Annotated in this window: 32 protein-coding genes; 15 read left to right on the top strand and 17 right to left on the bottom strand. The window is 68.3% G+C overall.

Translation table 11 applies throughout. The features are described from left to right. Window positions 1–9: 9 nt before the first annotated feature. From NJQ44_RS16735 to NJQ44_RS16725, 3 genes are read left to right on the top strand one after another with little or no spacing between them, the layout of a single operon-like run. A complete protein-coding gene (locus tag NJQ44_RS16735) occupies window positions 10–162 on the top strand; it encodes a 50S ribosomal protein L39e (protein WP_135303897.1) in 153 nt (50 codons plus the stop codon). After that, window positions 162–440 carry a 50S ribosomal protein L31e gene (locus NJQ44_RS16730; RefSeq protein WP_254272471.1) on the top strand — a complete coding sequence of 93 codons (279 nt, stop codon included), beginning with the start codon at window positions 162–164 and terminating at the stop codon, window positions 438–440. The genes NJQ44_RS16735 and NJQ44_RS16730 overlap by 1 nt, the downstream gene beginning before the upstream one ends. 2 nt (window positions 441–442) lie before the next feature. Then, entirely contained in the window at window positions 443–1,108 is a 666-nt protein-coding gene (locus tag NJQ44_RS16725; RefSeq protein ID WP_254272470.1) for a translation initiation factor IF-6, read from the top strand. 34 nt (window positions 1,109–1,142) lie between these two features. Here NJQ44_RS16725 and NJQ44_RS16720 read toward each other — a convergent pair whose 3' ends face one another. Next, entirely contained in the window at window positions 1,143–1,304 is a 162-nt protein-coding gene (locus NJQ44_RS16720; protein ID WP_254272469.1) for a hypothetical protein, read from the bottom strand. Window positions 1,305–1,400: 96 nt separating this feature from the next. On the opposite strand from NJQ44_RS16720, the gene NJQ44_RS19505 reads away from it, so the two are divergent. After that, window positions 1,401–1,529, top strand: coding sequence for a hypothetical protein (locus NJQ44_RS19505; protein ID WP_256557181.1), 129 nt, complete (start codon window positions 1,401–1,403; stop codon window positions 1,527–1,529). Window position 1,530: 1 nt separating this feature from the next. On the opposite strand, the gene NJQ44_RS16715 is transcribed toward NJQ44_RS19505, so the two are convergent. Continuing rightward, window positions 1,531–1,899 (bottom strand): DUF5658 family protein, encoded by a 369-nt coding sequence (locus NJQ44_RS16715; protein ID WP_254272468.1) that lies wholly within the window; start codon window positions 1,897–1,899, stop codon window positions 1,531–1,533. 109 nt (window positions 1,900–2,008) lie between these two features. On the opposite strand from NJQ44_RS16715, the gene rpl18a reads away from it, so the two are divergent. The 4 genes from rpl18a to NJQ44_RS16695 all read left to right on the top strand — a co-directional run bounded on the left by rpl18a (window position 2,009) and on the right by NJQ44_RS16695 (window position 4,991). Next, complete coding sequence (rpl18a, locus tag NJQ44_RS16710; RefSeq protein WP_254272467.1) at window positions 2,009–2,182, top strand: 50S ribosomal protein L18Ae; 174 nt, start codon at window positions 2,009–2,011, stop codon at window positions 2,180–2,182. Next, window positions 2,179–2,646 (top strand): prefoldin subunit alpha, encoded by a 468-nt coding sequence (pfdA, locus tag NJQ44_RS16705; RefSeq protein ID WP_254272466.1) that lies wholly within the window; start codon window positions 2,179–2,181, stop codon window positions 2,644–2,646. The genes rpl18a and pfdA overlap by 4 nt, the downstream gene beginning before the upstream one ends. 13 nt (window positions 2,647–2,659) lie before the next feature. After that, complete coding sequence (gene ftsY / locus NJQ44_RS16700) at window positions 2,660–3,913, top strand: signal recognition particle-docking protein FtsY (protein WP_254272465.1); 1,254 nt, start codon at window positions 2,660–2,662, stop codon at window positions 3,911–3,913. 175 nt (window positions 3,914–4,088) lie between these two features. Further along, a complete protein-coding gene (locus tag NJQ44_RS16695) occupies window positions 4,089–4,991 on the top strand; it encodes a DUF4397 domain-containing protein (protein ID WP_254272464.1) in 903 nt (300 codons plus the stop codon). Between the two features lie 37 nt (window positions 4,992–5,028). Here the strand turns inward: NJQ44_RS16695 and NJQ44_RS16690 are convergent, their stop codons facing one another. The 4 genes from NJQ44_RS16690 to NJQ44_RS16675 all read right to left on the bottom strand — a co-directional run bounded on the left by NJQ44_RS16690 (window position 5,029) and on the right by NJQ44_RS16675 (window position 9,201). Further along, window positions 5,029–6,873 carry a PDC sensor domain-containing protein gene (locus NJQ44_RS16690; RefSeq protein WP_254272463.1) on the bottom strand — a complete coding sequence of 615 codons (1,845 nt, stop codon included), beginning with the start codon at window positions 6,871–6,873 and terminating at the stop codon, window positions 5,029–5,031. A gap of 309 nt (window positions 6,874–7,182) precedes the next feature. Further along, window positions 7,183–7,833, bottom strand: a complete 651-nt coding sequence (locus tag NJQ44_RS16685; protein ID WP_254272462.1) for a bifunctional 4-hydroxy-2-oxoglutarate aldolase/2-dehydro-3-deoxy-phosphogluconate aldolase — start codon at window positions 7,831–7,833, stop codon at window positions 7,183–7,185. A gap of 45 nt (window positions 7,834–7,878) precedes the next feature. Further along, window positions 7,879–8,259: a cupin domain-containing protein gene (locus tag NJQ44_RS16680; protein WP_254272461.1), complete on the bottom strand. Its 381-nt coding sequence runs from the start codon at window positions 8,257–8,259 to the stop codon at window positions 7,879–7,881. A 36-nt stretch (window positions 8,260–8,295) separates the two neighbouring features. Continuing rightward, window positions 8,296–9,201, bottom strand: coding sequence for an AEC family transporter (locus NJQ44_RS16675; protein ID WP_254272460.1), 906 nt, complete (start codon window positions 9,199–9,201; stop codon window positions 8,296–8,298). Window positions 9,202–9,294: 93 nt separating this feature from the next. Between NJQ44_RS16675 and NJQ44_RS16670 the strand changes: the two genes are divergently transcribed. Together NJQ44_RS16670 and NJQ44_RS16665 are read left to right on the top strand one after the other, a co-directional pair. Continuing rightward, entirely contained in the window at window positions 9,295–10,701 is a 1,407-nt protein-coding gene (locus NJQ44_RS16670; RefSeq protein WP_254272459.1) for a signal recognition particle protein Srp54, read from the top strand. A gap of 54 nt (window positions 10,702–10,755) precedes the next feature. Then, a complete protein-coding gene (locus NJQ44_RS16665) occupies window positions 10,756–11,154 on the top strand; it encodes a universal stress protein (RefSeq protein WP_254272458.1) in 399 nt (132 codons plus the stop codon). 43 nt (window positions 11,155–11,197) lie between these two features. Here NJQ44_RS16665 and NJQ44_RS16660 read toward each other — a convergent pair whose 3' ends face one another. Both NJQ44_RS16660 and surE read right to left on the bottom strand, forming a co-directional pair. Further along, on the bottom strand, window positions 11,198–12,259 hold the full coding sequence (locus NJQ44_RS16660) for a YihY/virulence factor BrkB family protein (protein WP_254272457.1): 1,062 nt from the start codon (window positions 12,257–12,259) through the stop codon (window positions 11,198–11,200). Window positions 12,260–12,398: 139 nt separating this feature from the next. Further along, window positions 12,399–13,265, bottom strand: a complete 867-nt coding sequence (surE, locus tag NJQ44_RS16655; protein ID WP_254272456.1) for a 5'/3'-nucleotidase SurE — start codon at window positions 13,263–13,265, stop codon at window positions 12,399–12,401. 91 nt (window positions 13,266–13,356) lie between these two features. Here surE and NJQ44_RS16650 point away from each other — a divergent pair, with 91 nt between their 5' ends. Genes NJQ44_RS16650 through NJQ44_RS16640 form a run of 3 tightly spaced genes read left to right on the top strand, consistent with a single transcriptional unit; the run spans window position 13,357 to window position 15,603 of the window. Then, window positions 13,357–13,935, top strand: a complete 579-nt coding sequence (locus NJQ44_RS16650; protein ID WP_254272455.1) for a magnesium transporter — start codon at window positions 13,357–13,359, stop codon at window positions 13,933–13,935. Beyond that, window positions 13,928–14,503, top strand: coding sequence for a magnesium transporter (locus tag NJQ44_RS16645; RefSeq protein ID WP_254272454.1), 576 nt, complete (start codon window positions 13,928–13,930; stop codon window positions 14,501–14,503). The genes NJQ44_RS16650 and NJQ44_RS16645 overlap by 8 nt, the downstream gene beginning before the upstream one ends. A 47-nt stretch (window positions 14,504–14,550) precedes the next feature. Beyond that, window positions 14,551–15,603: a nucleoside recognition protein gene (locus NJQ44_RS16640; RefSeq protein ID WP_254272453.1), complete on the top strand. Its 1,053-nt coding sequence runs from the start codon at window positions 14,551–14,553 to the stop codon at window positions 15,601–15,603. Here NJQ44_RS16640 and NJQ44_RS16635 read toward each other — a convergent pair. Continuing rightward, complete coding sequence (locus tag NJQ44_RS16635; protein ID WP_254272452.1) at window positions 15,600–16,334, bottom strand: GNAT family N-acetyltransferase; 735 nt, start codon at window positions 16,332–16,334, stop codon at window positions 15,600–15,602. The genes NJQ44_RS16640 and NJQ44_RS16635 overlap by 4 nt on opposite strands. A 60-nt stretch (window positions 16,335–16,394) precedes the next feature. Further along, complete coding sequence (locus tag NJQ44_RS16630; protein ID WP_254272451.1) at window positions 16,395–17,297, bottom strand: CBS domain-containing protein; 903 nt, start codon at window positions 17,295–17,297, stop codon at window positions 16,395–16,397. A 76-nt stretch (window positions 17,298–17,373) separates the two neighbouring features. On the opposite strand from NJQ44_RS16630, the gene NJQ44_RS16625 reads away from it, so the two are divergent. Then, window positions 17,374–18,315, top strand: a complete 942-nt coding sequence (locus NJQ44_RS16625; protein WP_254272450.1) for a lamin tail domain-containing protein — start codon at window positions 17,374–17,376, stop codon at window positions 18,313–18,315. A 23-nt stretch (window positions 18,316–18,338) separates the two neighbouring features. On the opposite strand, the gene NJQ44_RS16620 is transcribed toward NJQ44_RS16625, so the two are convergent. Continuing rightward, window positions 18,339–18,557 carry a hypothetical protein gene (locus tag NJQ44_RS16620; RefSeq protein ID WP_254272449.1) on the bottom strand — a complete coding sequence of 73 codons (219 nt, stop codon included), beginning with the start codon at window positions 18,555–18,557 and terminating at the stop codon, window positions 18,339–18,341. 133 nt (window positions 18,558–18,690) lie between these two features. Here NJQ44_RS16620 and NJQ44_RS16615 point away from each other — a divergent pair, with 133 nt between their 5' ends. Beyond that, a complete protein-coding gene (locus tag NJQ44_RS16615) occupies window positions 18,691–19,746 on the top strand; it encodes a molybdopterin-dependent oxidoreductase (protein WP_254272448.1) in 1,056 nt (351 codons plus the stop codon). On the opposite strand, the gene NJQ44_RS16610 is transcribed toward NJQ44_RS16615, so the two are convergent. From NJQ44_RS16610 to NJQ44_RS16585, 6 genes are all read right to left on the bottom strand, one after another. Further along, window positions 19,747–20,370 carry an HAD family hydrolase gene (locus NJQ44_RS16610; RefSeq protein ID WP_254272447.1) on the bottom strand — a complete coding sequence of 208 codons (624 nt, stop codon included), beginning with the start codon at window positions 20,368–20,370 and terminating at the stop codon, window positions 19,747–19,749. Continuing rightward, on the bottom strand, window positions 20,367–20,783 hold the full coding sequence (locus tag NJQ44_RS16605) for an RNA-binding domain-containing protein (RefSeq protein WP_254272446.1): 417 nt from the start codon (window positions 20,781–20,783) through the stop codon (window positions 20,367–20,369). The genes NJQ44_RS16610 and NJQ44_RS16605 overlap by 4 nt, the downstream gene beginning before the upstream one ends. After that, window positions 20,780–21,343 (bottom strand): AAA family ATPase, encoded by a 564-nt coding sequence (locus NJQ44_RS16600; protein WP_254272445.1) that lies wholly within the window; start codon window positions 21,341–21,343, stop codon window positions 20,780–20,782. The genes NJQ44_RS16605 and NJQ44_RS16600 overlap by 4 nt, the downstream gene beginning before the upstream one ends. A 57-nt stretch (window positions 21,344–21,400) precedes the next feature. Continuing rightward, complete coding sequence (locus tag NJQ44_RS16595; protein ID WP_254272444.1) at window positions 21,401–22,243, bottom strand: polyprenyl synthetase family protein; 843 nt, start codon at window positions 22,241–22,243, stop codon at window positions 21,401–21,403. Window positions 22,244–22,747: 504 nt separating this feature from the next. Further along, window positions 22,748–23,698, bottom strand: coding sequence for an electron transfer flavoprotein subunit alpha/FixB family protein (locus tag NJQ44_RS16590; protein WP_254272443.1), 951 nt, complete (start codon window positions 23,696–23,698; stop codon window positions 22,748–22,750). Beyond that, on the bottom strand, window positions 23,695–24,486 hold the full coding sequence (locus NJQ44_RS16585; protein WP_254272442.1) for an electron transfer flavoprotein subunit beta/FixA family protein: 792 nt from the start codon (window positions 24,484–24,486) through the stop codon (window positions 23,695–23,697). The genes NJQ44_RS16590 and NJQ44_RS16585 overlap by 4 nt, the downstream gene beginning before the upstream one ends. Window positions 24,487–24,508: the final 22 nt, after the last annotated feature.

Genomic DNA, 24,508 nt, shown 5'->3' with positions numbered 1-24,508 from the left:
CGGGACACCATGAGTAAGAAGTCGAAGGCCAAGAAGAAGCGTCTGGCCAAACTCGACAACCAGAACAGCCGCGTCCCGGCGTGGGTCATGCTCAAGACCGACCGGGAAGTGCAGCGCAACCCCAAGCGACGCCACTGGCGGCGTAACGACACCGACGAATAATGTCCGCGAGTGATTTCGAGGAGCGCGTCGTCACCATCCCGCTCCGCGACGCTCGAGCCGAACCGAAACACGAGCGCGCCGACAAGGCCATCAAACTCGTTCGCGAGCACCTCGCGAAGCATTTCTCGGTCGACGAGTCCGCCGTCCGCATCGACCCCTCCATCAACGAGACGACGTGGGCCAAGGGCCGCTCGAAGCCCCCGAGTAAGCTTCGCGTGCGCGCCGCCCGCTTCGAGGAAGAGGGCGAGGCCGTCGTCGAAGCCGAGACGGCAGAATAACGTTGCTCCGCGCGGCGTTTTCCGGGTCGTCGTACGTCGGTGTCTTCGCCCGTGCGACCGACGACTGCGTGCTGGTTCGCCCAGACCTAGACGAATCGCTGCAGAACGACCTCGCCGACGAACTCGAAGTGCCGGTGATTCCGACGACCATCGGCCACTCCGGCACCGTCGGCGCACTGGCGACCGGCAACGAGAACGGTCTGCTGGTCACCTCGCGGGTCCGCGACGCCGAAATCGAGCGCATCCGAGACGCCGTCGACGTTTCGGTGACGAAGTTGCCCGGCCGCCTCAACGCCGCCGGGAACATCGTCTGCTGTAACGACTCGGGCGCGTACGTCCACCCGGACCTCTCCCGGGAGGCCGTTCAGGCGGTCCGCGACGGCCTCGGCGTCCCCGTCGAACGTGGCGTCATCGCCGGTGTCAACACCGTCGGGACCGCCGCTGTCGCCACCAACAGCGGCGTGCTCTGTCACCCGAAGGCGACCGACGGCGAACTCGACGCCCTCGAAGACCTGCTGGACGTGCCCGCCGACATCGGCACGGTCAACTACGGCGGCCCGCTTGTCGGGTCCGGCCTCGTCGCCAACGACTTCGGCTACGTCTGCGGCACCGACACCTCCGGGCCGGAACTGGGCCGCATCGACGCGGCGCTCGGCTACATCGACTGACGACTCGGCTTCCGTTTTCCGACGTTTCGCCCGCTCAAACCGGGTGCTGGTGGCTGAGGCGCTCGCCGACGATACCCGGGACGAGCGTCCCGCAGTCTTTGCACTGCCACCTCCGGGTCGTCCCGCTCGTGTCCTTCCGCAGGTCCTGTCGGTAACGCAGCGTCGCACCGCAGAGACACTGGTGGGTCGTCGCCATACCGAGACTACGGCGAGGTCCGGCTAAACGACACCGGCCGGTCACGCGACGCCTATCGTGTCAACTGTTATTAGGAAACGCGACCAACGGTCACGTATGCCACAGCAAGAATCCGAACACGCGCTCGTCTGCCGGAAGTGCGGGTACACCACGAACGTCCTCCGCACGTCGTGCCCGGAGTGCGGCGGCGACATGATTTCCGCGCCGACGACAGGGGACGGGTGAGTCACAGCGAGGCCAGCGTCAGCGCGTTCAGCGCGACGACGACGAGCGAGACGACGGCGAACCCGACGAGGACGGCCGTCGCCCGGCGGTCGCCGTCGTCGAACCACGCCCAGCAGAGGACGACCAGCAGCAGGGCGCTAAACTTCAGCAGGCCGATGCCCGACGCGCCGTACGTCTGGATGAACGCCCGGGCGACGACGTTGCCCTCGCCCAGACCGCGTTCGAGGCCGACCATCGTCGTCACCACGTCGAACAGCGACGCGAGGATGACGACCGACCACAGCACGGCGTGTGACTCCGAGAGCATCCGCTCGCCCGGGAATCGCGTGGGCGTCGTTTCGGGGGCGTCGGGCCGCGGGTCAGAACTCACACGTACTCCGTCGAGGCGCGCCGTCGATATAAAACGCGGCGGGGCCGTCGCGGCCGTCGAAAGAGGCCGAAAGGGAAGATACTTCCCTGTCCTGCACGCACCCGAAAGTATGAGTACGTACACTGTCCGCGGTAGCTTCCCGGCCCGCGACGGGCCCCAGGAGTTCGAGACATCGGTCGAGGCACCGAACGAGAACGTCGCCGAGGAGCGCGTCCTGAGCAACCTCGGTTCCCAGCACAACCTCAAGCGCACCCAGATCAGCATCGAGGAGGTGGCAGCATGATGGGCGGCGGTGGCGGCGGCGGCGGTCAGATGCAGCAGATTTCGCAGGAAATCGAGCAGATGGACCAGGAGATAGAGGCCATCGAGAACGAAATCGAGAACCTCCGTCAGGAGAAGACCGAGGCCGACGAGGCCATCGAGGCCATCGAGACGCTCGAGAGCGGGTCGACGGTGCAGGTTCCGGTCGGCGGCGACGCCTACATCCGCGCCACGGTCGACGACATCGACGAAGTCGTCGTCTCGCTGGGCGGCGGCTACGCCGCGGAACGCGACCAGGAGGGCGCCGTTAGCTCGCTGGAGACGAAGAAGGACACGCTGGACGACCGAATCGAGGACCTCCAGTCGGAAATCGCCGACGTCGAGACCGAGAAGGAGGAACTCGAACAGCAGGCGCAGCAGATGCAACAGCAGCAGATGCAGCAGATGATGCAACAGCAGCAAGAAGAGCAGGCTGACGACGAGTAATCGCTAGGTCCCAATGTTCGACGGACTGAAGGACAAACTCAGCGGGTTCACCAGCGACGTCGAGGAAGACGTCGACGAGGAAGCCGTCGAAGAGGAAGCCACCGACACGGACGCGGACGCGGACGCGGAATCCACGGACGAACCCACCGAGGAACCGGTGGCGGCGTCCGAAGCGGCGGACGCAGACGAGCACACGCCCGAAGGTGGCCCCGGCGAAGAGACGGTCGAACCGACAGCCGAGGCTGTGGCGTCCCCGGAGACCGCCGCTGACACCGACACGGCGGTCGAAGAACCGCCGGGCGGCGTCGACTCGGACGAGGCGTCGGTAGAAGACGACGGTGAGACCGAGGAGGTCGACGAAAGCGACGAGGACACCGGCGGTCGCAGTTTGACCGAGCGGGCCAAAATCGTGGCGACCGGGAAGACGGTCATCGAGGAGGAGGACTTAGAGAAGCACCTCGACGACCTCGAACTGGCGCTGCTGTCCAGCGACGTGGAGATGAGCGTCGCCAACGAGATTCTCGACGGCGTCAAGGAGAACCTCACCGGACAGACCCGCCGCCGCCTCTCCAGCACCGGGAGCCTCGTCCGAGACGCGCTTCGCGAGGCGCTGTACGACGTCATCAGCGTCGGTCAGTTCGACTTCGACGAGCGCGTCCAGCAGGCCGAGTCGCCCGTCGTCATCGTCTTCACCGGTGTCAACGGCGTCGGGAAGACGACGACCATCGCCAAACTCGCCCGTTACTTCGAGGAGCGTGGCCTGTCGACGGTGCTCGCCAACGGCGACACCTATCGCGCGGGCGCGAACGAGCAACTCCAGAAACACGCCGAGAACCTCGGGAAGAAGATTATCACCCACGAACAGGGCTCGGACCCGACGGCGGTCATCTACGACGCCGTCGAGTACGCGAAGGCCAACGACGTGGACGTGGTGCTCGGCGACACGGCGGGCCGTCTGCACACCTCCGACGACCTGATGGCCCAACTGGAGAAGATAGACCGCAACATCGACCCGGATATGACTATCTTCGTCGACGAGGCCGTCGCGGGACAGGACGCGGTCAACCGCGCCCGCGAGTTCGACGACGCGGCCGAGATAGACGGCGCGGTGCTGACGAAGGCGGACGCGGACCCGCAGGGCGGTGCGGCGATTTCGGTGGCCCACGTCACCGGCAAGCCGATTCTGTTCCTCGGCACCGGACAGGACTACGACGACCTCGAACCGTTCGACCCCGAGGAAATCGTCGACAGCCTGTTCGCGGAGTAGCCCCGTCTCGCCGTCGCACACAAGCCGCTCTTACTCGCGACAGGTTCGCCGCGTTGCTCCCCGAACCGACTCGATTTCGTCCGTTTTTCTCGCGGCGACATCGCTGACTAGTAAGCCACGCGGCGGCCCGATAGCCACCGACTGCTAATGTCCGAGAGGCAATTCGGGCCGGACGATGCAACAGCAATCGAAGACCCGACGACGCGTACTGACACTGACCGGCGGCGCACTCGCAGCACTCGCCGGATGCGGCGGCGGGGACGGCGGCGCGGGCGGCGCGAACGGCACGGCGGAGACCGACATGTTGTCGCCGACCGAGACGGAAACGGGCACGGAAACCGAGACGGAGACCGAGACCGAGGCAGAGACGGAGTCCGAGACGACCACGGCCTCGGGCGACGCGCTGCTGCGGGTCGCGCACCTCTCGCCGGACGCCCCGAACGTCGACGTGGCCGTCGACGGCGAGACGGTGCTGTCGGACGTGCCGTTCGGTGCCGTGAGCGACTACCTCACGCTCTCGCCGGGCGAGTATCAGGTCACCATCACGCCGACGGGCGGGGACGAGGCGGTGTTCGACGAGACCGTTCCGGTCGAGAGCGGGCGACAGACGGCCGCCGCTATCGGCGAGGTGTCGGGCGAGAACCAGTCGTTCGGCGTCTCGCTCATCGCGGGCGAGAGCGAACTGGCCGAGAGCGGGAGCGCCCGCGCTCGGGCGGTGCACGCGATACCCGACGCGCCAGCGGTCGACGTGACCGCCGGTGACGCGGTGCTCGCGGACGGTCTCGCCTTCGGCGAGGCGTCCGAGTACGCGACCGTTCCGGCCGACACCGCCGAACTCCAACTGCGGCCCGACAACGAGAGCAACGACGCCGACCCGGTCGGCGCGTTCGAAATCAGCCTGACCGACCGAGCGGTCCACAGCGTCTTCGCGGCGGGGTATCTCGAACCCAGCGGCGACCAACCCGGCGCGCGACTCGTCGTGGCGACGGACGCCGCGCCGGAGGGGATGGGCACGGAGACGGGGACTGGAAGCGGTACCGAAGCGGGTACCGAGACGACGACGACGGCCTCGAACTGACGCGGTCGCTCCGGACTCGGCCCGGGCGGCGTCCGTCTCAGTCGTCGCGTTCGCCCTCGCCGAGCGACGGCCCGCCGGTGAAGACGAACTGGTGTTCGGACTCGGTCTCGAACCGGTCTAACACGTCGTGGAGCGGCCTGACGTAGCGCACGAGTTCGTCCGCGCGGCGGCTTACCTCGTTGAGTTCGGCGGCCTGTTCCTCGGCCGCCCCGGCGACGTTCTCGGCCTCGGCCATCGTGTGTTCGGTGGCGTCGGCCACCTCGGTGAGCGTCCCGGCGACGGAGTCGAGTTCGTCGCGGGCGGCCGCCACGTCGCCGTCGTCGAGGGCGGCGACGGCCGCGTCGACGGATTCGGTCGCGCGCTGGAGGTTCTCGCGCTGGACGTGGGCGTCGTCGGAGATTGTCTGGACGGACTCGGCCACTTGTTCGGCGGCGTCCTTGACGCTCGCGGCGCTGCTTCCGACGACGGTCCCGGACTCCTCGACCTGTTCGGCGAAGCGCTTCAGTTGGCCGGTGGTCTTCTCCAGTTCGGTAATCATCTCGTTGAAGTCGCCCGCGATGGCGTCCATCGCGTCGTGTTCGCCGTCGGTCGCCATCCGCTGGGTGAGGTCGCCAGCGGCGGCCCGTTCCATCACCTCGGAGTAGGTCGCCGCGGTCTCTTGCAGGTAGGCGTTCGTCTCGATGACCTCCTCGCGCGAGACTTCGGCGCGTTTGCGCTCGCGTTCGGCCTCGTCGATGCGGTCCTGTAGCGAGTCGCGCATCGCCGCAAACCCGTCGTGGAGGCGGCCGACGGTGTCGACCCGTCCCGAGCGTATCTCCACGTCGAGGTCGCCCCGTTGCATCGCTTCGGTCTTCTTGGTGAGGCGACTCAGTGCGTTGGCGGTGTTGCGGCCGAGGACGGCCCCGATAGCGCCGATGGCGGCGATACCCAGTGCCGTCGCGACGAGGCCGCGGTTCGCGACGCTCCGGACGGTCCCGTAGGCCGTCTCGATGTCGGTGTGGACGAGGACGACCCAGTCGGTGTCGAGCACCTGCGCGTAGCCGACGACGTACTCCTGCCCGGCCATGCTCGCCGTGCCGTTCAGCGCGCCGTGGGCCGGTCCGGCCCGCAGTGCGCCGGGGTCCGCGGGGCCGGACTCGCGGGCGGCGGCGGGCGCGCCGTTGTCCTCGCCGTACGGCGTGCGCAACAGGTCGTTGTTCAGTTCGTGAAAGAGGACCTGATTGTCTCCGCCGACGACCATGCTGGTGCTCGTCCCCGTCCCCGAGAGCGTCCCGGTGCGCATCTGCAACGGGACGGTGTAGACCACGACGGCGTCCGTACTGGGGCCGACCGGCGTGACGTAGGCGATTCGCGGTTGCGGCGATTCGAGCGTCGGCGTGTCGGTGTAGGCGTCGGTGATGACCGTTGCCGACCCGGTATCGAGCGCCGATTGGACCGTCTCGTTCAGGATGTCGACGGACTCCCCGCGATAGTTCGACTTCGTCGAGGCGGCGACGACGCCCGTCCCGGTGTCGACGTAGTGGAGGTTCGGTTGGTCGTCGGCGTCGAAGTTACGCTCGCGCATCTCCCGGTCGAAACGCCGCTGCATCGCCGAGACGTTCCCGGCCCGCACCGGTTGGGAACGCGCCATCGTCTCCGCGAATCGCGAGTTCTGCCGGTTCCAGTTCGCCAGGCTGTCGGCCTCCTGCTTGGCCGTCGTCGCGTGTTCGTCCAGTACCTGTTGCTCGAACTCGGCGGTCATCTGTTGGGTGCCCAGTGCGCCGACGCTCCCCACCAACAGGCCGATACACAGGAGCGCGATGAAGAACTTCAGCGCGAAACTCCGGCGGACGACGTTCGGCGTCGCCGTGCGCACGAGGCCGAGGAGGCCGTCGTCGCTCATCGGCGACCCCGCCCGTCCGGCCGGTCACGGCCACCCCACGTGTGTTCCCACCACTGTCCCCCGTCCACCCCAATCACCGCGCCACTCGTTCGCATACGATTATTTGTGAAATACTATTTCATAATTGTTTTGCTTGTTTCGGCGACTCTTCGGCGGCGCTATCGCTCGCGGTGTGCGTCGAGAAAAACGGGGGTCGTCGGCGTTCCGTCGAGGGTCCTCGCTCCGCTCAGACCCTCGCTGTCGTTCCGCGGGTCGCTTGCGCTCCCCGCTCCACCGAGGACCGCGCTCCTCGCAGTCGCGCGCCCCTCGCTACTCTCTCGCGGCCTCGACGGCCTCGACGAACGCGGCGGCGCTCTCGCGCACTTGGTCCATGTCGTCGTTCTCGATGGCCTCGTAGTCGACGAGGGCGGAGCCAGCGCCGACGGCGACGGCACCGGCGTCGAAGTACTCTGCGACGTTGTCGACGGAGACGCCGCCGGTCGGCATGATGGGGATGTCGCCGAGCGGTCCCTGGAGCGCGCCGATGTGGCCCGGGCCGACGGTGGAGGCCGGGAACATCTTCAGGATGTCTGCGCCCGCCTCCATCGCGTCGGCGGCCTCGCTGGGCGTCATGACGCCGGGGACGACGACGACACCCTCGCGGTTGCACACGTCGATGACGTCCTCGTTGAGGTTCGGCGCGAGGACGAACTCCGCCCCGGCCTCGATGACGTTGCGCGCGGCGGCGGCGTCCATCACGGTGCCAGCGCCGATGATGGCGTCCGTGCCTTCCAGTTCCTTGTCGACGGCGGCAATCATGTCCGAACACCGCTTGGCGTCGGCGGTGAGTTCCAGCGCCGTGACGCCGCCCTCGTGGATGGCCTTCGCTACGTCGACCATCTTCTCCTCGGGGATGCCGCGGAGGACGGCGGTGACGCCGCTGTCGATGAGTCCCTGCTGAACTGCCTGTTTGCTCGTCATACGTGGCCGTGCGCGGGCAGGGGGCAAAAGCGTAGGTGAAAGGCGTTAGTCCTCGCTGTCCGGGTCGTACGGCAGCGCGATGTCCGTCTTCGGCGCGCCGACGCCGAGCACCTTCGTCGGGCCGTCGGCGTCGGCGGGGGTGAACGCCCGGTGTGGGCTCTCGGGTTCGGCGACGAACACCTCGTCGGCGGGGACGACGAACTCCTCCTCGGGCGTCTCGACGTGGAGCGTGCCGGTGAGGACGTAGAACAGTTCCTCGCGTTGCTGGTGGTAGTGGTAACTCCGGGGCAACTGCTCGCCGGGGGCCATCTCGTAGGTGGCGGCGTGGAGCGCGTGGAGTTCGGCGGCATCGGCGATACCGCGGCGGTCACACGGGTAGTCCGCTGTCTCGGGGAGGTCCTCGGGGTCGATGTGGTGGTAGCCCATAGCGAGGAGGCGGTCCCGCGGGGCAAAAGCGTGCGGTCAGCCGAACAGCCAGACGAGCACGGAGAGCGTTCCGAGCGAGGCTACCGTCGTCACGAAGACGTTGAGCGAGGCGAAGGCGGCGTCGCCACCGAGTTCGTTCGTGTAGACGTACGTCGAGACGGCGGTTGGGACGCCGAGCATGACGACGGCGGCGGCCAGCGCCGTCGGTCCGAGTCCGAGTGCGGAGAAGACGGCCCACGCCAGCGCGGGCATCCACACCACCTTGAGCGCGACGATGCTGGCGCTCTCCCGAACCGACCCGAGCGAGAGGTCCGTATCGAGCGTCCCGCCGATACAGAGCAGGGCGAGGGGGAGCGCGAGTGCGGAGAGGGCGTCCATCCCAGCCAGCACCGCCGCCGGAACGCCGACGCCCGCGAGCGATGCACCGATACCGGCCGCCAGCGCCAGCAACACCGGGTTGGTCAGCAGTTCGCGGAGTTCGCCCACGAGCGACGCGTCGCTGTCGTTCAGCCGAATCAAGAGGAAGACGGTGATGAAGACGAAGCTCAGCGAACCCACGCCGAGGATGACGCTGGCGACGGCGGCGGCGTCCCCGCCCAGCGTCGCGGCCACCAGCGGCAGGCCGAGAAAGCCCATGTTGCCGTGGTAGGACTGGACGACGGCGACGCTCTTGCGGGCGTCGCCGCGGCCGCGGTTGAGGAGCCAACTGAGACCGACCGTCGACGCGAGGACCGCCCAAAAGCCGATCAGCAGGGCGGGCGAGACGAGTTCGCCGAGCGGTCGCCCGTACGTCGAGGCGAACACGAGCGCGGGCAGGGCGACGTAGAAGGCCAGCGCGGTCAGCAGGTCCGTCCGCTCGTCGTCCAAGACGCCGACGCGGCGCAGGCCCACGCCAGCGGCGAGGAAGGCGAGCATGTACCCGAGTTGTCCGAGGACGGCCATTGTCGACACCAACGGACTGGCGGTCTTGTCCCTTTCGTCACGCCGATGCTGACAACAAGCCTTTACGGTGCGGTCGCGTACCCCGGCACAACAATGGTACTCGACGATTTGGGCAGTTCTCTCCGGGGGACGCTCGACGACCTCAGGGGGAAGTCCCGCATCTCCGAGGAGGACATCGAGGACATCGTCAAGGAGATTCAGCGGTCGCTACTACAAGCCGACGTCGACGTTTCGCTCGTCCAAGAGCTCTCTTCGAACATCAAGACGCGCGCGCTCGACGAGGACCCGCCCGCCGGGACGACGCCGCGGGACTGGGTGCTCCGCATCGTCTACGAGGAACTCGTCGACCTCGTCGGCGAGTCGACGGACCTCCCGCTGGAAGAACAGACCATCATGCTCGCGGGCCTGTACGGGTCGGGGAAGACGACGACGGCGGCGAAGATGGCGTGGTGGTTCTCGACGAAGGGCCTGCGACCGGCCATCATCCAGACCGACACCGACCGCCCCGGCGCGTACGACCAATCGAAAGAGATGGCCGAGCGCGCCGAGGTGGACTTCTACGGCGACCCCGACGAGGACGACCCGGTGAAAATCGCCCGCGAGGGGCTGGCGGCGACGGAGAACGCCGACGTGCGCATCGTCGACACGGCGGGGCGTGACGGCCTGAACGCGGAACTCATCGAGCAGATAGAGCGCATCGAACAGGAGGTCCAACCGGACCGGAACCTCCTCGTGCTGGACGCCGCGATGGGCCAGAGCGCGAAGAGTCAGGCCGCGGACTTCCAGGAGGCCATCGGCATCGACGGCGTGGTCATCACGAAACTCGACGGGACGGCGAAGGGTGGCGGGGCACTCGCCGCCGTCGACGAGACGGACTCGACCATCGCCTTCCTCGGGGCCGGTGAGACGGTCAAGGACATCGAGCGTTTCGAGCCGTCGGGCTTCATCTCCCGACTGCTCGGGATGGGGGACCTGAAGCAACTCACCGAACGCGTCGAGCGGGCGATGCACGAGACGGGCGAGGACGAGGAAGACTGGGACCCCGAGGACATGCTGGAGGGGCAGTTCACCCTGAAAGACATGCGCAAGCAGATGGAGGCGATGAACAACATGGGGCCGCTCGACCAGGTGATGGACATGATTCCCGGCCTCGGCGGGGGGCTGATGGACCAACTGCCCGACAACGCGATGGACGTGACCCAAGAGCGGATGCGCGACTTCGAGGTCATCATGGAGTCGATGACCGAAGAGGAACTCGAAAATCCGCGCGTCGTCGGCCAATCTCGAACCGAGCGCATCGCCCGCGGGTCCGGCAAGCCCGAGGAGCGCGTGCGCGAACTGCTCCAGCAACACAAGCAGATGGACCAGATGCTCAAGCAGTTCCAGGGGATGGGCGACGGCGACATGGAGCGGATGATGAAGAAGATGCAGCAGGGCGGCGGCGGTGGCGGCGGCATGGGCGGGATGGGCGGCGGCGGGATGGGGCCGTTCGGCGACTGAGGACCCGACCATTATCGGTGTCGTGACTTTGGTTCTGCGACGTGACTGGCCTGTATGTACGAGATAGTCGTCGGCATCGACCGCAACGAGAACCGAGCGCGCGCACAGGCGACGGAACTGGTCGAGATGCCCCTCGACTGCGAGGCGACGCACGTCACGCTGGTCCACGATTTCGAAGACAACCCCGAGGCCGCCACCGTGACGCAGGTGGGTTCGGTTCGACGGGCGCGCGAGATTCTCGAAGACGCCGGTATCGCCGTCTCGCTCGAAGGGCGGACCGGGGAACCAGCAGCGGAACTGTTGGCAGTCGCCGACGAGTTCGACGCCGACCTCCTCGTGGTCGGCGGCCGCAAGCGCTCACCGGCGGGGAAGGCGCTGTTCGGGAGCGTCACCCAACAGGTCGTCCTCGGAACAGAGCGGCCGGTGCTGGTCTGTAGCGACCGGACGGCGTAGTCGCCGAGTCGCCGGGGCCGCGGAGTTCGTCACTCGGCGACTCTCACTCCTCGTCGTCGCGCTGTGAGGCGTCCGTATCGGGCCACCAGCGCAGCGTCAGCCCCACCGAGTCGTCGAGGCCGAAGACCGCCGTCGAGGACTCGATGCGGGCCGTCTCCGGCGAGGCGATTTCGAACTCCTCGCCAGCGACGCGAACCGTCATTGGGTCGTCGCGTTCGCGCAGCAGCGTCGCCAGTTCGTCTAAATCCGTCAGGAGCGCCTTCCGGTCGACGGTGGTCAGGCCGTCGCCTTTCCGCCGCGGGACGCCGCCCAACACCGGGTCGATGTCCACGTCCCCCGAGCGGTTCGAGAGGACGGCGTTGATGGCGACGCCCAGCAGGATGACGAGGCCGACGACGTACAGCCACGTCAGCAGGAGGACGATGCTGGCGACGAGGTTCCCGCCCGCGCTCCCGGCTTTGAACGTCGTGAAGAGGACTTGCGCGACGGCGATACCGACGGCGGCGAAGACCGTTCCGGGGACGACTTCGACGAGCGAGCAGTCGGTGTCGGGGAAGATGTAGTACATCGGATAGAAGACGACGAACAGTCCGGCGGTGGTGAGCGCGCCCCGCAAGAGCGTCGTCAGGAGTCCGTCGCCGTCGAGGGAGATGGCGTTCCCGACGAGGCTGGCGGCGATGATGGCGATGCCGACGGTCACGAGCAGGAGGATGCCGTCGCTGAGTTGGTCGAGGAAGGTGTTCGAGCGTTCGGTCTCGTAGATGTCCGAGAAGGCCGTATCGAGGCCGCGGAAGATGCGGAGCGCCCCCCAGACGAGGATGACGATGCCGAGGATGGAGATGGATGCGTCGGCCTCGGTCAGTCCCTGCTGGATGACGTCGCTGGCCTGTTGGGTCAGCACCAACTGCATGATACCGACGATAGAGTCCCTGAGAGCGAGATTCTCCGTTCGCTGGAGGACGGCGAGCAACAGCAACAACAGGGGGAGTATCGAGAGAAACGCGTGGTAGGCGATAGACCCCGCGAGGAAGGTCACCTTCTCCGCTCTGACTTCGTGGACGATTGCCAACAACACTTCCTCGACGCGGGCACGACTGACGCGCATGTGCGTCAGTATGTCACCCGCTGGTAAATAATCGCCCGACGGGCCGCTCGCGGGTCGGTCGCCGCTCCGCCGGGGCCGCTACTACGCTGTGGGTCGCGACGCTCGTCGCATCGCTGTCCCAGGTTCCTGCGGACCCCCGCTACTCCGCTCGCTTCCGAGCGGCCCCGCTCTCGTTGAATCCGGTGACCAGCGTTTCGAGTGCGCTCGACTGGACGCCGACGGCGGGGGCGGTCAGCGGCGAGACGCTGACCTCGCCGTCGACCAGTGCGCGGCGGTCGGTTCCGACGGGGTAGCGGTCGCCTAAGGGAACGTCACTGGCGAAGGGGTTCTCCCACCCGACGGTGTCGGGCCACACCACGTCCCGGAGGGCGATGTCGCCCTCAGTCCCGTTGTTGGCCTGTTCGTCGACAGCCGTCTGGGTGTCGTGTTCGACCTGTAAGTCGTAGTCGTGGTGCGGTTCGGTCAGGCGCATCTCGGGGTCGGCCACGTCGACGGGGACGTTGACGTTGAGGAAGTCCGCCGTCTCGAAGACGCCGCCCGAAAGGGCGCGGACGACGACTTCCGTTGCGACCCGGGCGGGGCGGTCGAAGTCGTAGGAGTCGGCGGGCGAGACGAAGAAGTCCTCGCAGTGATAGGCGGAGACGGCGACGCCGGGGACGCCCAGAAAGCCCGCCTCGACGCAGGCCCCGACGGTCCCCGAGCGTCCGACGACGTAGTTCCCGGCGTTCGGGCCGTGGTTGCACCCCGAGACCACGAGGTCGAACTCCGCGTCGAGGCCGCGCAGGCCGTAGGCGGCGCAGTCGGCGGGCGTGCCGTGGAGGGCGTACCCCCACGGGTGCTCTTCGCGGGTGGTGCGGTGGCTTCGGGTCCGGCCGACGCCGCTCTGGTTCTCGGCGGGCGCGACGACCGTCACGTCGGCGACTGCGGTGAGTTCCTCGTAGAGGCTCGCGAGACCGGGGGCGTCGATACCGTCGTCGTTCGTCAGGAGGACCCGTGGCTCGTCCATCGCCTGTGGGTTGGGGCGAACGGGCCTGAACGCTTCGGTCGCGGACGCCGGACCACCCCTCTTTTTCCGAATGCGCCCTGTCGGTCCGATAATGACCGTCCGCGAGGTGGCCGTCGAGGCTTACCGGGAGTCGCTGCCGGTGCTGACGCTCAGCGCGGTCGGCGGCCTCTTCGCTGGCGTCGTCCTCGGGGGGATGGACGCGGAACTCGAACAGGTCGCGGGACTGCTCGTGTTGGTCCCGGCGCTGTTGGCGACCCGCGGCAACGTCTACGGGTCGCTCGGCGCGCGCCTCGGGTCGGCGCTCCATCAGGGGTTGGTCGAACCCCGGTTCTCGCTCGCCGACCACCGCGTGAACGCGGCGGTGGTGGCGGCGCTCACGAACGGGGTCCTCGTCAGCGGCGTGGCGGCGGTGCTGGCCGTCGCGCTCTTGTTGGCGCTCGGTCGGCCGTCGGCGTCGCTGTGGACGCTCGTCGGTATCGCGCTGATCGCCGGGTTCGTCTCGGGCGTCCTCCTCACTATCGCCGTCGTCTCGGTGGTGTTCGTCGGCTACCGGCGCGGCCTCAACCCGGACACGCTCGCCGGGCCGGTTGTGACGACGACGGGCGACGTGGTGGGCGTGGCGACGCTGCTGGCGGCGACGCGCATCGTCCTCGCGCTGGGAGGTGGCTGACGTGGCGTCCTCGGCGTGGTCCGTCCGGGGTATCGTCCGCCGGATGTTCCCCGTGCTGGTGGTGCTGACGGCCATCGAACTCGGGAGTGGTCTCGTCCTCGATACGTTCGAGTCGACGCTGCTTCGCTACCCCTCGCTCCTCGTCCTCGTCCCGGTCACCATCGGGATGGCGGGCAACCTCGGGAGCATCCTCGCCGCGCGGTTCTCGACGGCGTTTCACCTCGGCCTGCTATCCTTCGACCCGACCGACGACAGATTGGCGGGCAACGCCCTCGCCACCGTCGCACTCGCGCTGACGGTGTTCCCGCTGGTCGGGGCCGGGGCGTGGGCGGTCCAGTCGGTGGTCGGCGGCGCGCGCCTCCCGCTGGGTCTGGTCGTCGCCATCGCGCTGACCAGCGGCGTCGTCTTGGCGGCGCTCGCCGTCGGGGTCACGACGGTGACGACGTACGCGGCCTACCGGTTCGAACTGGACCCGGACGACGTGGTTATCCCCGTCGTCACCAACGTCTGTGACGTGCTGGGGGTCCTCGTCCTCTTCGGCGTGGTGCGCGTGTTCGTCGGGGCATAGCCCCGGATTTCGACGGACCTTTGCCGCCGTCGGTCCGAGTTCGGGACGTGCAGAACGCCGTCGCCGACCTGCTGACACACCCGGTCACCGCGCTGTTGGCCGAGGCTGTCCTGCGGGTGGCCCGCATCGCGGTGTTCCTCTCGCTGGGGGTGTTTCTCGCGAACCTCGCGGTGGCGTTCGGACTGGTAGAGAAGATTGCGGTCGTCTCGCAGTACCTCACCGGTCCGGCGAACCTCCCGGAGGAGGCGGGGACGGCCATCCTGACGACGACTGCCTCGCCGACGGCGGGCTACGGGATGCTGGCGGACTTCCGGGAATCGGGGGTTTTGGACGACCGGGCGACGCTCGTCGCGGTGACGATAAACACCTTCTTCGGGTTCGCCCAGCACATCGTCACGTTCTACGTCCCCATCCTCGTTCCCATCCTCGGCCCGCGCGTCGGCGTTCTCTACGTCACCACGCGCGGATTGGTTGCGCTCGCTATCACGCTGACCGGCATCGCCGCGGGCGCGGTGCTGTTAGACGGCCGGGCGACCGCCGCGGCCGACGCGGACGAGGCGACGACCGACGGCGGTGCGACCGAGAGCGACGCGGCCGACGTGACAGGCACCGACCGGCCAGACACCCGCGCGGCGGCGCTCCGGGAGGCCTACGGCGAGACGGTGTCGAAGGTCCGGGACATCATGCCGCGACTCGCGGCTATCTACGTCGTCGTCACGCTGTTGGTCGCCTACAGCGAGCAGTTGCTGGCGCTGTTCGGGCAGGGCGGGGCCAGCGTCGTCGGCGTCGCGGGCGACCTCACTGGACTTCTCGGCCTGCCGAGTGCCGCGGTGCCCGTCGTCGCGGCGTTCGCGCTGGACACAACCTCCGGGGCGGTGGTCATCGCTCCGCTCGTCGAGAACGGGACGTTCACCGCTCGGACCGCGGTGGCGACGATGCTCGTCGGCGGCATCGTCTCCTTCGCCGTCTCGACGTTCAAACGGTCCATCCCGTTCCAGTACGGCATCTGGGGCCGGGAATTCGGGTCGAAGGTAATCGCGGTGAACACGGCGCTGAAAATCGTCTGGATCGCGGTGGCGCTGGTCGTCCTGCTGGCCTAATCGAGCGTGCGGGCCATCATCACCTCGTCGACGGTGTCGTCGCCGAGCGTGTAGTGATTCCGCCGGATGCCCTCGGTGTGCCAGCCGTGGCTTTCGAGGAACGCCAGCGCGCGTTCGTTGACCGCCGGGACGCTGTTGTACAGTTTCCGGTAGCCGTTGGCCCGCGCCCACTCGGTCCCGCGTTCGAGCAGACGGCTTCCGATTTCGTGTCCGCGATACTCGGGGACGACGCCGACGGTGGACTGTGCCGTCCCCCTGAGTTTGTCCAGTTGGGGCAGGTCGAGGTGGCACCAACCGACCAGTTTCTCGTCGACGGTAGCGACGAAGAACACGCGCGACTCGACGGTGTTGTGTCGGGTGACGGCGTCCTCGTAGAGCAACTGCTCGGCGACGCTCTCGGCGACGACGTAGGTGCTCTCGTCGGAGACGGCGCGGATGGCGTCGATGAGTCCCTCGAAGTCGTCCGGTTGGGCCGGGCGAATCGTGTACGTAACCGGCCCCTCGGCGTAGCGCTCGACGCTGCCCACGTCGAGCGCGAGCGACAGGGTCCCGCCGTCGTCCGCCAGGTACCCCTTCGACAGCAGGTGTTCGAGCGCCTCGTCGAACACCGCCGGGTCGAGGTCGCTGGCCGCTCGCACGCGGTGGCGCGCCGCCGTACCGTGTCGCTCGACGTACTGATACACCGACCGTGCTGCACTCGTCTCGAAGGTCGGACGGTCGACTGCGTCCATGTGCGACCGTCGAGGGGGCGTTGGCTTAGTTATTCAGACGTGGGCGAACGTAGCGTGAAACTACCCCGGGTCGGGAATCGGGTCGGAGATGACGACGGCGTCGCCCTCGACGACGCACTCGCCGTCGCTGTCGTCGACGGCGGTGGCGAGGCGATAGCGGTTCTCGCGTAACTGCTCGACCACCTCGCAGTGGGCGGTCACGCGTTCGCCGATGTCGACCGGACCGCGATAGCTGAGTTCCTGTGAGAGGTAGATGGTCAGCCCCGGCAGGCGCGCGAGGGCGGCGCTGATGAGGCCGGAGACGAGCGTCCCGTGGACGATACGGCGGCCGAACCGACTCCCGGTCGCGAAGGTGTCGTCGAGGTGAAGGCGGTTCGTGTCGCCGCTGACCTCGGCGAACTGCTCCACGTCGCGCTCCGAGAGGGTTTTGGTGAACCGGACGTGGTCGCCCACGTCGATACCGTCGGCGGTTCCGTAGCTCTCGAACTCCCAGTCGTCGTTCTCGTACAGCGTGTCGGGGCGGGTGAACCGACGGCGTTCGGGGCGGTCGGAGCGGTCGGCCGCCGACAGCGAGCGGTGTGAGAGGTGCGGGAGGTAACTGGAGATGTCCGTCGTCGTCACCATCCCCACGAGGCCGTCCGCGCCGACGACGGGGAGTTTCTTCACGCCGTGGGTTCGCAGGCGCTCGACGGCCGTCTCGATGTCTGCATCCGGGCCGATGGTGACCAGGGCCGTCGACATCACGTCGCCGACGGTCAACGCGTCCGTGTCGCCCTCCGCCGCGGCGACGGCGACGATGTCGCTCTCGGTGATGATGCCGACGCACTCACCGTCTCGTTCGACGACGAGCGACCCGATGCCCTCGTCGCGGAGTCGCCTCGCCGCCGCCACGATAGTGGTCTCGGGGTCGACGGTCCGTGCGGGGGTCTGCATGATGTCCTTGACCGGCAGTGGGACGAGCATCGTCTGTGACGTCTCGGTGCAGTACCAATAAACTCCGCCCGGCAGGTTTGTGGTCGTGGCACGTCTCGGTCCGTCAATGCGCGTCCTCGCCGCCCTCGTCGTCGCTCTCGCCGTCGCGCTGGCCGGATGCGGCGGAATCACGATTGCGGAACCGACCCCACAACGGGTGCAATCGACGGCGGACGAACCGTCCGCCGGACCACTTCCCGACCCCGCCACGGAGGCGTCCGTCGTCGCGGTGGTCGACGGCGACACGATTCGCGTCGCCTACCCGAACGGGAGCGAGGACACGATTCGCCTGCTCGGCGTCGACACCCCAGAGGTCCACGCCGAGAACGACCCGGCCGAGTTCGAGGGCGTCCCCGACACCGAGGCGGGGCGCGAGTGCCTCCGCGCCGCTGGCGGCGACGCCTCGAACTTCGCGAAAGACGGCTTGCTCGGCGAGACGGTCGGTGTCGTCGGCGACCCGAACGCCGACCGGCGGGACCGCTACGACCGCCGCCTCGCGTACGTCGTCGTCGACGACCGTCTGTTCAATTACCGACTGGTCGCGACGGGCCACGCCCGCGTCTACGAGAGCGACTTCTCGCGACTGGACCGGTTCCACGAGGCCGAGCGGACGGCCCGCGAGGCCCGCCGCGGCCTCTGGACCTGTCTCGACTCCAGTGCGGCGACCCGGACGCCCGGCGACTCGCCCCTCGCCGTCGCCGAAATACACGCCGACGCCGCCGGGAACGACAACGAGAACCTGAACGACGAGTACGTCGTCTTCGAGAACCGCGGCGACTCCCCGCTCTCGCTCGCCGGGTGGACGGTGGGCGACGCGGCGGGCCACACCTACGCCGTCGGGGACGTGACGCTCGACCCCGGCGAGCGAGTGACTCTCTATACGGGAAGTGGGACCGACACCGCCGATAGCCTGTACTGGGACGCGGACGGCGCTATCTGGAACAACGGCGGCGATACGGTCGTCGTCCGGGACGCCGACGGTCGGGTCGTCCTCGAACGGTCGTACTGAAAACTCGGTTCTGTGGGCGGTACTTATCGGCGGGGTCGGTCGGCGACGAGCGGGGAGTCCGGCTGCCGCGCGAGTCCGGCGAACAGCGAACTCGTCATCGCGACGAACAGGGCCGCGAGCGCGAGGGTCGCGCCGACGAATCCGGCGGTTTCGAGGGGGGTCGACCCGAGGAGGTCGCCCGCGAGAACGGCCAGCATCGCGCCGACGGTGACGGTCAGGAGTCGTGTCTGTAGCGTCTGCATTCGTGCCCGTAACTCGGCGGGCGAGACGGTTAAGGCGTGCGAGAGCCCTGTGAACCGGCGACAGGGTGACACGGCGCAGTAACCTCGGCCTACGCGGCCCGCAGTATAAGCGCGTCCGGCCCTAACCTCGGCTATGGACCTCCGGCGGTACACGCCCTCGCCGCGCGCCGTCGACTGGGGGTTGTTCGTCGCCGTCACGGCGCTGCTAGCGACGGGCGTGGCGACGATGTTCACCGGCACGCCCGACACCGCGTGGGTCATCGACCTCCACGCGATAGCGGGCGTCGTCCTCGTCTGTCTGCTCCCGGTGAAACTGTGGCGGGTCCGCCACCGGGTGACGCCGGACCGGATGACCGCGCCGCGAGCGCTCTCGCTCCTCCTCGCTCTCGACGCGACGGCGGCGCTCGTGACCGGCGTCTGGTGGATTTTCGGCGGGACGCTCGACCTGGGACCGTGGGGGCTGTTTCACCTCCACGTCGGCCTCGGACTGCTCGTCCCGCCGCTGTTGCTGTGGCACCTCCGCTATCGCTTTCACTCCCCCGCGACGGCGACGCGGCACGGACGGCGCGACGCCATCCGCTACGCCGGGCTGGTCACGACGGGGGCCATCGTCTGGCGGCTTCAGCGACCGCTGAACGACGCGCTGGCGACGGCCGGGGCCGACCGGCGCTACACCGGGTCCCGAGAGGAGGGGACCGGCGACGGCAACCGCTTCCCGGTGACCAGTTGGGTGGCCGACGACCCCGACCCGGTCGACGCGAGCGAGTGGCGACTCGGCCTCACCGGCCGCGTCGACAACCGGAAATCCTTCACGCTCGCCGATATTCCGACCGACGCCGCCGAGGACGCTATCCTCGACTGCACGAGCGGGTGGTACTCGGGCCACGAGTGGCAGGGCGTCGCGGTCGGTGACCTCCTCGATGCCGCGGTGGTCGACGAGGGCGCGGCGTGGGTCCAGTTCCGGTCGGTGACCGGCTACCGGTGGAGTCTCCCGGTGGACGAAGCCCGGAGCGCCATCCTCGCCACGCACGTCGACGGCGAGCGACTCTCACACGGCCACGGCTTCCCCCTCAGACTTGTCGCGCCGGGGCGACGCGGCTTCCAGTGGGTGAAATGGGTCGAGGAAGTGCGCGTCACGGACCGGCGCGAACTCGGCGAGTGGGTGGCGATATTCGTCAGCGGCCTCTGACTACAGCAGGGCGCCGATGGTGGCCCAGAGGTCGGGTCCGTCGCCGTCCGGTCCCTCGTAGTGGATGGGGACGAACCCCGCCGCCCGTGCGCCCTCGACGTCTGCCTCGTAGTCGTCGCCGACCATCACGTACTCGTCGGCGGGCAGGCGCTCTCTGAGGAGGTCGAACGGGGCGGCATCGGGTTTGTGCGCGCCCGCTTCGTAGGACGCGACCACGGTGTCGAAGCGGTCGGTCAGGCCGTGGTAGTCGAGTTTGCCGAGTTGCCACTCGCGCATCCCGTTGGTAATCACGGCGAGGGCGTCGTCCTCGGCCAGTCCGGCGAGGCTGTCGCGGGCCGCGTCGGGGACTTCGGTCGTCGCGTACGCTCGCTCGCGGAGCGTCTCGACCATCGCCTCGGGGTCGCCGTCCGCGCCCGTCTCGTCGAGGACCACTTGCATCGACTGCCCGAACGGGTCGGGGTCCATCGCCTCGTGCGCACGCCAGAACGTCTCTTGGGCGGTCGAAACGAGGGCGTCGTCGGCGTCGATACCGTGGTCGGCGAGGGCGGCGCGGGTCACCGCGTCGTAGGGTTCGGTACGGTGGACCAGCGTCCCGTCGAGGTCGAAACACAGCGCGGTCGTCATTCCGGGTCGAGGGGTTTGCCGTCCTCGGTCGGCGGCGCGACGTAGTCGATGTAGCTCTCGGCGTCGGGGTCGCGGACCATGACCTCGACGTGGATGTCGCCCAGTTCCGACGGGTCGCCGACGGCGAAGTTCACGCGCCCCTCGAAGGCCGCCTGCTTCTTCAGGTCGAACGCGAAGGTGTCGCCCGAAAGCGAGTCGAAGAAGACCGAGCGGGCGGTGTCCAGAATCTCGGCGGCGTGGAGTGCCTGCGAGAACCCCTCCATCGTGTGGACCTCGGCGACGAGTTCGCCCTCGCGGTGAGTGGGGTCGGCCTCCGGGAACAGATTTCGGACGGCGTCGGCCACGCGGTCGGTGACCTCGGTGTCGTTGACCGGCGCGGTGATGGTCACGTCGACGCTGTAGACGGCGCTCACGCGTCGACCGCCTCCGGTCCGTCCCGAATCAGCGTGCGCACTTTCCGCTGGAACGCCGCCAGCGACTGGGTGTTGTCGATGGTCAGGTCGGCCATCGCCATCGCCTCGCCCATCCCGAACCCGAGTTCTCGCTCGTCGCGGTCCTCGAGTGACTCGCCGCCGTCCTCGCCGCCGGCGTCCCGGCCGCGCAGGTCCAGTCGCTTCGCCCGCAGGTCGAACGGCGCGTCGACTTTCACGAGGACGAACGACTCGCCGAAGGCGTCGCGGAAGGCGTCGACTTCCACGTCCGAGCGGATGCCGTCGACCAGCACCGTCTCGCCGTCTTCGCGTTCGCGCTCGATGACGGGAAGCGAGTGCTCGGCAATCGCGGCGGGGCCGTTCTCCTCGCGGAGGGCCTTCGCCACCTCGCCGTGGTGTCTCGCGGGGTCGAGGCCCCGGTCGCGACACTCCTGCCGGATGACGTCGCCCATCGTCACCACCGGCACCCCCATGTCGGCGGCGACGTTGGCCGCCTCGCTCTTGCCGCTGCCGGGTAACCCGACGATACCGATAACTGTCATTGACGGCGGTTCGTCGAGAGCGGACAAAAGGGCTACCGTTCGGGAAGCGGTGGCCGCTCAGCGTTCGCGGACGACGACGAACTCCGCCAAGTCTCGCAGGTACTCGATGGACTGCGAGTCGGGGGCGTCGACCGTCGAGAGCGCTTCGAGCGCGGCGTCGGACTCCGCGCGGGCACGGGCGTTGGCCTCTTCGGGGGTGAGGTCGGTCACCTCGACCAGCGAGGGGCGTTCCATCTCGGCGTCGTGGCCCGTCGGTTTCCCCAGCGTCTCGGCGTCGGCGGTGGCGTCTAACACGTCGTCGCGCATCTGGAAGGCGACGCCGACGCGCTCGGCGTACTCGCCCATCGCTTCGACGGTGTAGGCGTCCGCGTCGGCGGCAATAGCGCCCAACTCGGCGGCCGCCCGGAACAGCGCGCCGGTCTTCCGGCGCGCCAGTTCCATGTACTCCCGTTCGTTGCCGGGTTGGGCGACCAGTTCGGTGGCCTCACCCTCGCCGAGTTCGACCATCGCCTCGGCGACGGTCTGCATCGCGCGTTCGTCCGCGGAGAAGAGCGCGAACGCCTCGCCCAGCAGGCCGTCGGAGGCGATGATGGCCGGGCCGTGGCCGAACTCTGCCCACGCCGCCGGGGTCCCGCGCCGGAGTTCGGACTCGTCGATGATGTCGTCGATGACCAGCGAGGCGTTGTGGACCAGTTCGATACCGACGCCGAAGTCCACGGCGTCGTCGGGGTCCCCGCCGAGGGCCTCACACACCAGCACGGTCACCGTCGGCCGCACGCGCTTGCCCCCCGACAGCGCGACGTGGCGGACCTCGTCGGCGAGTTCGTCGGGTTCGACGCCGTCGAGGACCGCCTCCAGACGCTCCTCGACGCGGTCACGACGCCGCTCCAGATACTCCATCACCGTCGGCTTAGGACCACCCGGAAAAGTACCTGACGACCCGCGATGCATCGAAGGACGACGCTCTCGGGTCGGAGCCACGGTAGAAAGCGGGACGGTGAGGGATGGGACTGGCTCGGAAGGCGCGCCATGTCGCGCCGCCGCCGGGTCGCTGGGCTCGACGAACCCGGCGTGTCGTCCGTCGGGAGTGAACGGAGACGACGCCGTCCCGCACATCACGGTGCGAGCGCACGTATCTCAGTGGTCGCGTCAGTCTATACTGGTCTATTAGTATTAATACTAACGGTGGGCGACCAATAGTAAAGAAAAGGTGGTACCATTCGTGTTCGGCCGGGAACGCGACGAATCTGACCTTGCTGCAGTAACTGTGAGGGCGTACGACGGCACCAGACGGACGAAAACGACGCGATTCGCCCCCTTACAGAAACTGTACTGTCGGTGGGGTGGCGGTAATGAAGAATTGGTGTTTCGCACGCTTCGCTCGGCGAGGGCGGCCCGGCGGCGTCACTCGAACTGTTCGGTGAGCGCCGGAACGACTTCGAACAGGTCGTCGACGATGCCGTAGTCGGCGATGTCGAAGATGGGGGCGTTGGGGTCGTCGTTGATGGCGACGATGATGTCGCTCCCTTTCATCCCGGCGACGTGCTGGACCGCCCCGGAGATGCCGATGGCGATGTACACGTCCGGGGTGACGACCTTGCCCGACTGGCCGACCTGTCGGTCTTTCGGCAGCCACCCGTTGTCGATGAGCGGGCGCGAGGCCGACACCGTCGCGCCCAGCGCCTCCGCGAGGTCGTAGACGATGTCGAGATTCTCCTCCTCGCCGATACCGCGGCCGACGGAGACGAGAACGTCCGCGTCGGTGATGTCCACGTCGCCGCCGCCGACTTCCTCGAATCCGGTGACCGTCGAGCGCACCGCGGCGTCGTCGATGTCTACCTCGAACGCTTCGACCGTCGCGTCCCCGGTTCCTTCCGCGGCGGGCCACTCGGCGGGTCGGACCGTCACCGCCGCGCGGTCGGCGTGGACGTCGATGGTCGTCTCGACTTTCGACCCGTACAGCTCTCGGGTCGCGGTGAGTTCGTCGTCGTACGAGAGGTCGACCACGTCGGTCACCAGTGGCCGGTCGAGTCGACCGGCGACGGCGGGGGCGTAGTCGAGGCCGTTCACGCTGTTGGGCATGACCAGCACCGCCGGGTCGACGGCCTCGGTCAGTTGCGCGACGGCCTGGGTGTACACGTCGTGGTTGAACTCCTCGCCCTCGGCTATCGTGTGGACGGTGTCGACGCCCTCGCGGTTCAGTCGCTCGGCGTACGCCTTGACGGGGCCGCCGACGACGGCGGCGTGGACCTCCCCCTCGATGTCGTCGGCCAGTTGCCGGGCCACGGTCAGCAGTTCGAGACTCACCTCCCGCAGTTCCCCGCGCCGATGCTCGGCGACGGCCAGGACCGTCACTGTCCCACCCCCTTCTCTCGGAGAGCGCTCGCCAACTCGGCGGCCGTCGCCTCGGCGCTCCCCTCGAACACCGTCGCGTCGCCCCCCGTCTCGGGTTCGTAGAGGTCGGTCTGTTCGAGCGGACTCGCCACGTCCTCGGCCGCGAGACCGAGGTCCGACAGCGACCGCTCGGCGAGTTCCTTGCTCTGGGCCTGCCGGATGCCGCGGAGGCTGGCGTACCGAGGTTCGTTGATACCCGTCTGGATGGTCAGCACCGCCGGGAGTTCTACGTCGGTCAGTTCCTCGACCCCGCCCTCCAGTTCTCGGTGGACGTGCGCGACTCCGGCCTCGCGGTCGAGGTCCAGACTGCAGACGACGGCCGCCCACTCGAAGCCGATGCGCTCGGCGAGCGTCACGCCCGTTGCCCCGAACCCGTCGTCGGCCGACTGGACGCCGGTCAGGACGAGGTCGGGGTCCTCGTCGTCGGCCACGGCGGCGAGTACTCGCGCCTTCGTCGCGGGGTCGAGCAGACCGGCCTCCGCGAGAGCGTCGTCCCACACCCGTATCGCGCGGTCGGCCCCCTTCGCGAGCACTTGCCGAACCGTCTCCTCGGCGTCCGCGTCGCCGATGGTCACGGCCACGACCTCCACGTCGTCTCCGGCCTCCCGTATCTGGACGGCGGTCTCGACGGCGTACTCGTCCCACTCGTTGAGGTCGTACGTGACGTAGCGGTCGTCCACTGCGAGGCCGTCGAGTTCGAACTCGTCGTCGACCGCCGCCACCTCCTTCACCGTGACAAGAATTTTCATACCACGGATTGGGGCCGGACGG

This window comes from Haloarcula marina, from assembly GCF_024218775.1.
Taxonomy (GTDB): domain Archaea; phylum Halobacteriota; class Halobacteria; order Halobacteriales; family Haloarculaceae; genus Haloarcula; species Haloarcula marina.
The sequence above is the reverse complement of the archived record's forward strand: the minus strand, read 5'-3'. Positions and strand labels throughout refer to the sequence as shown.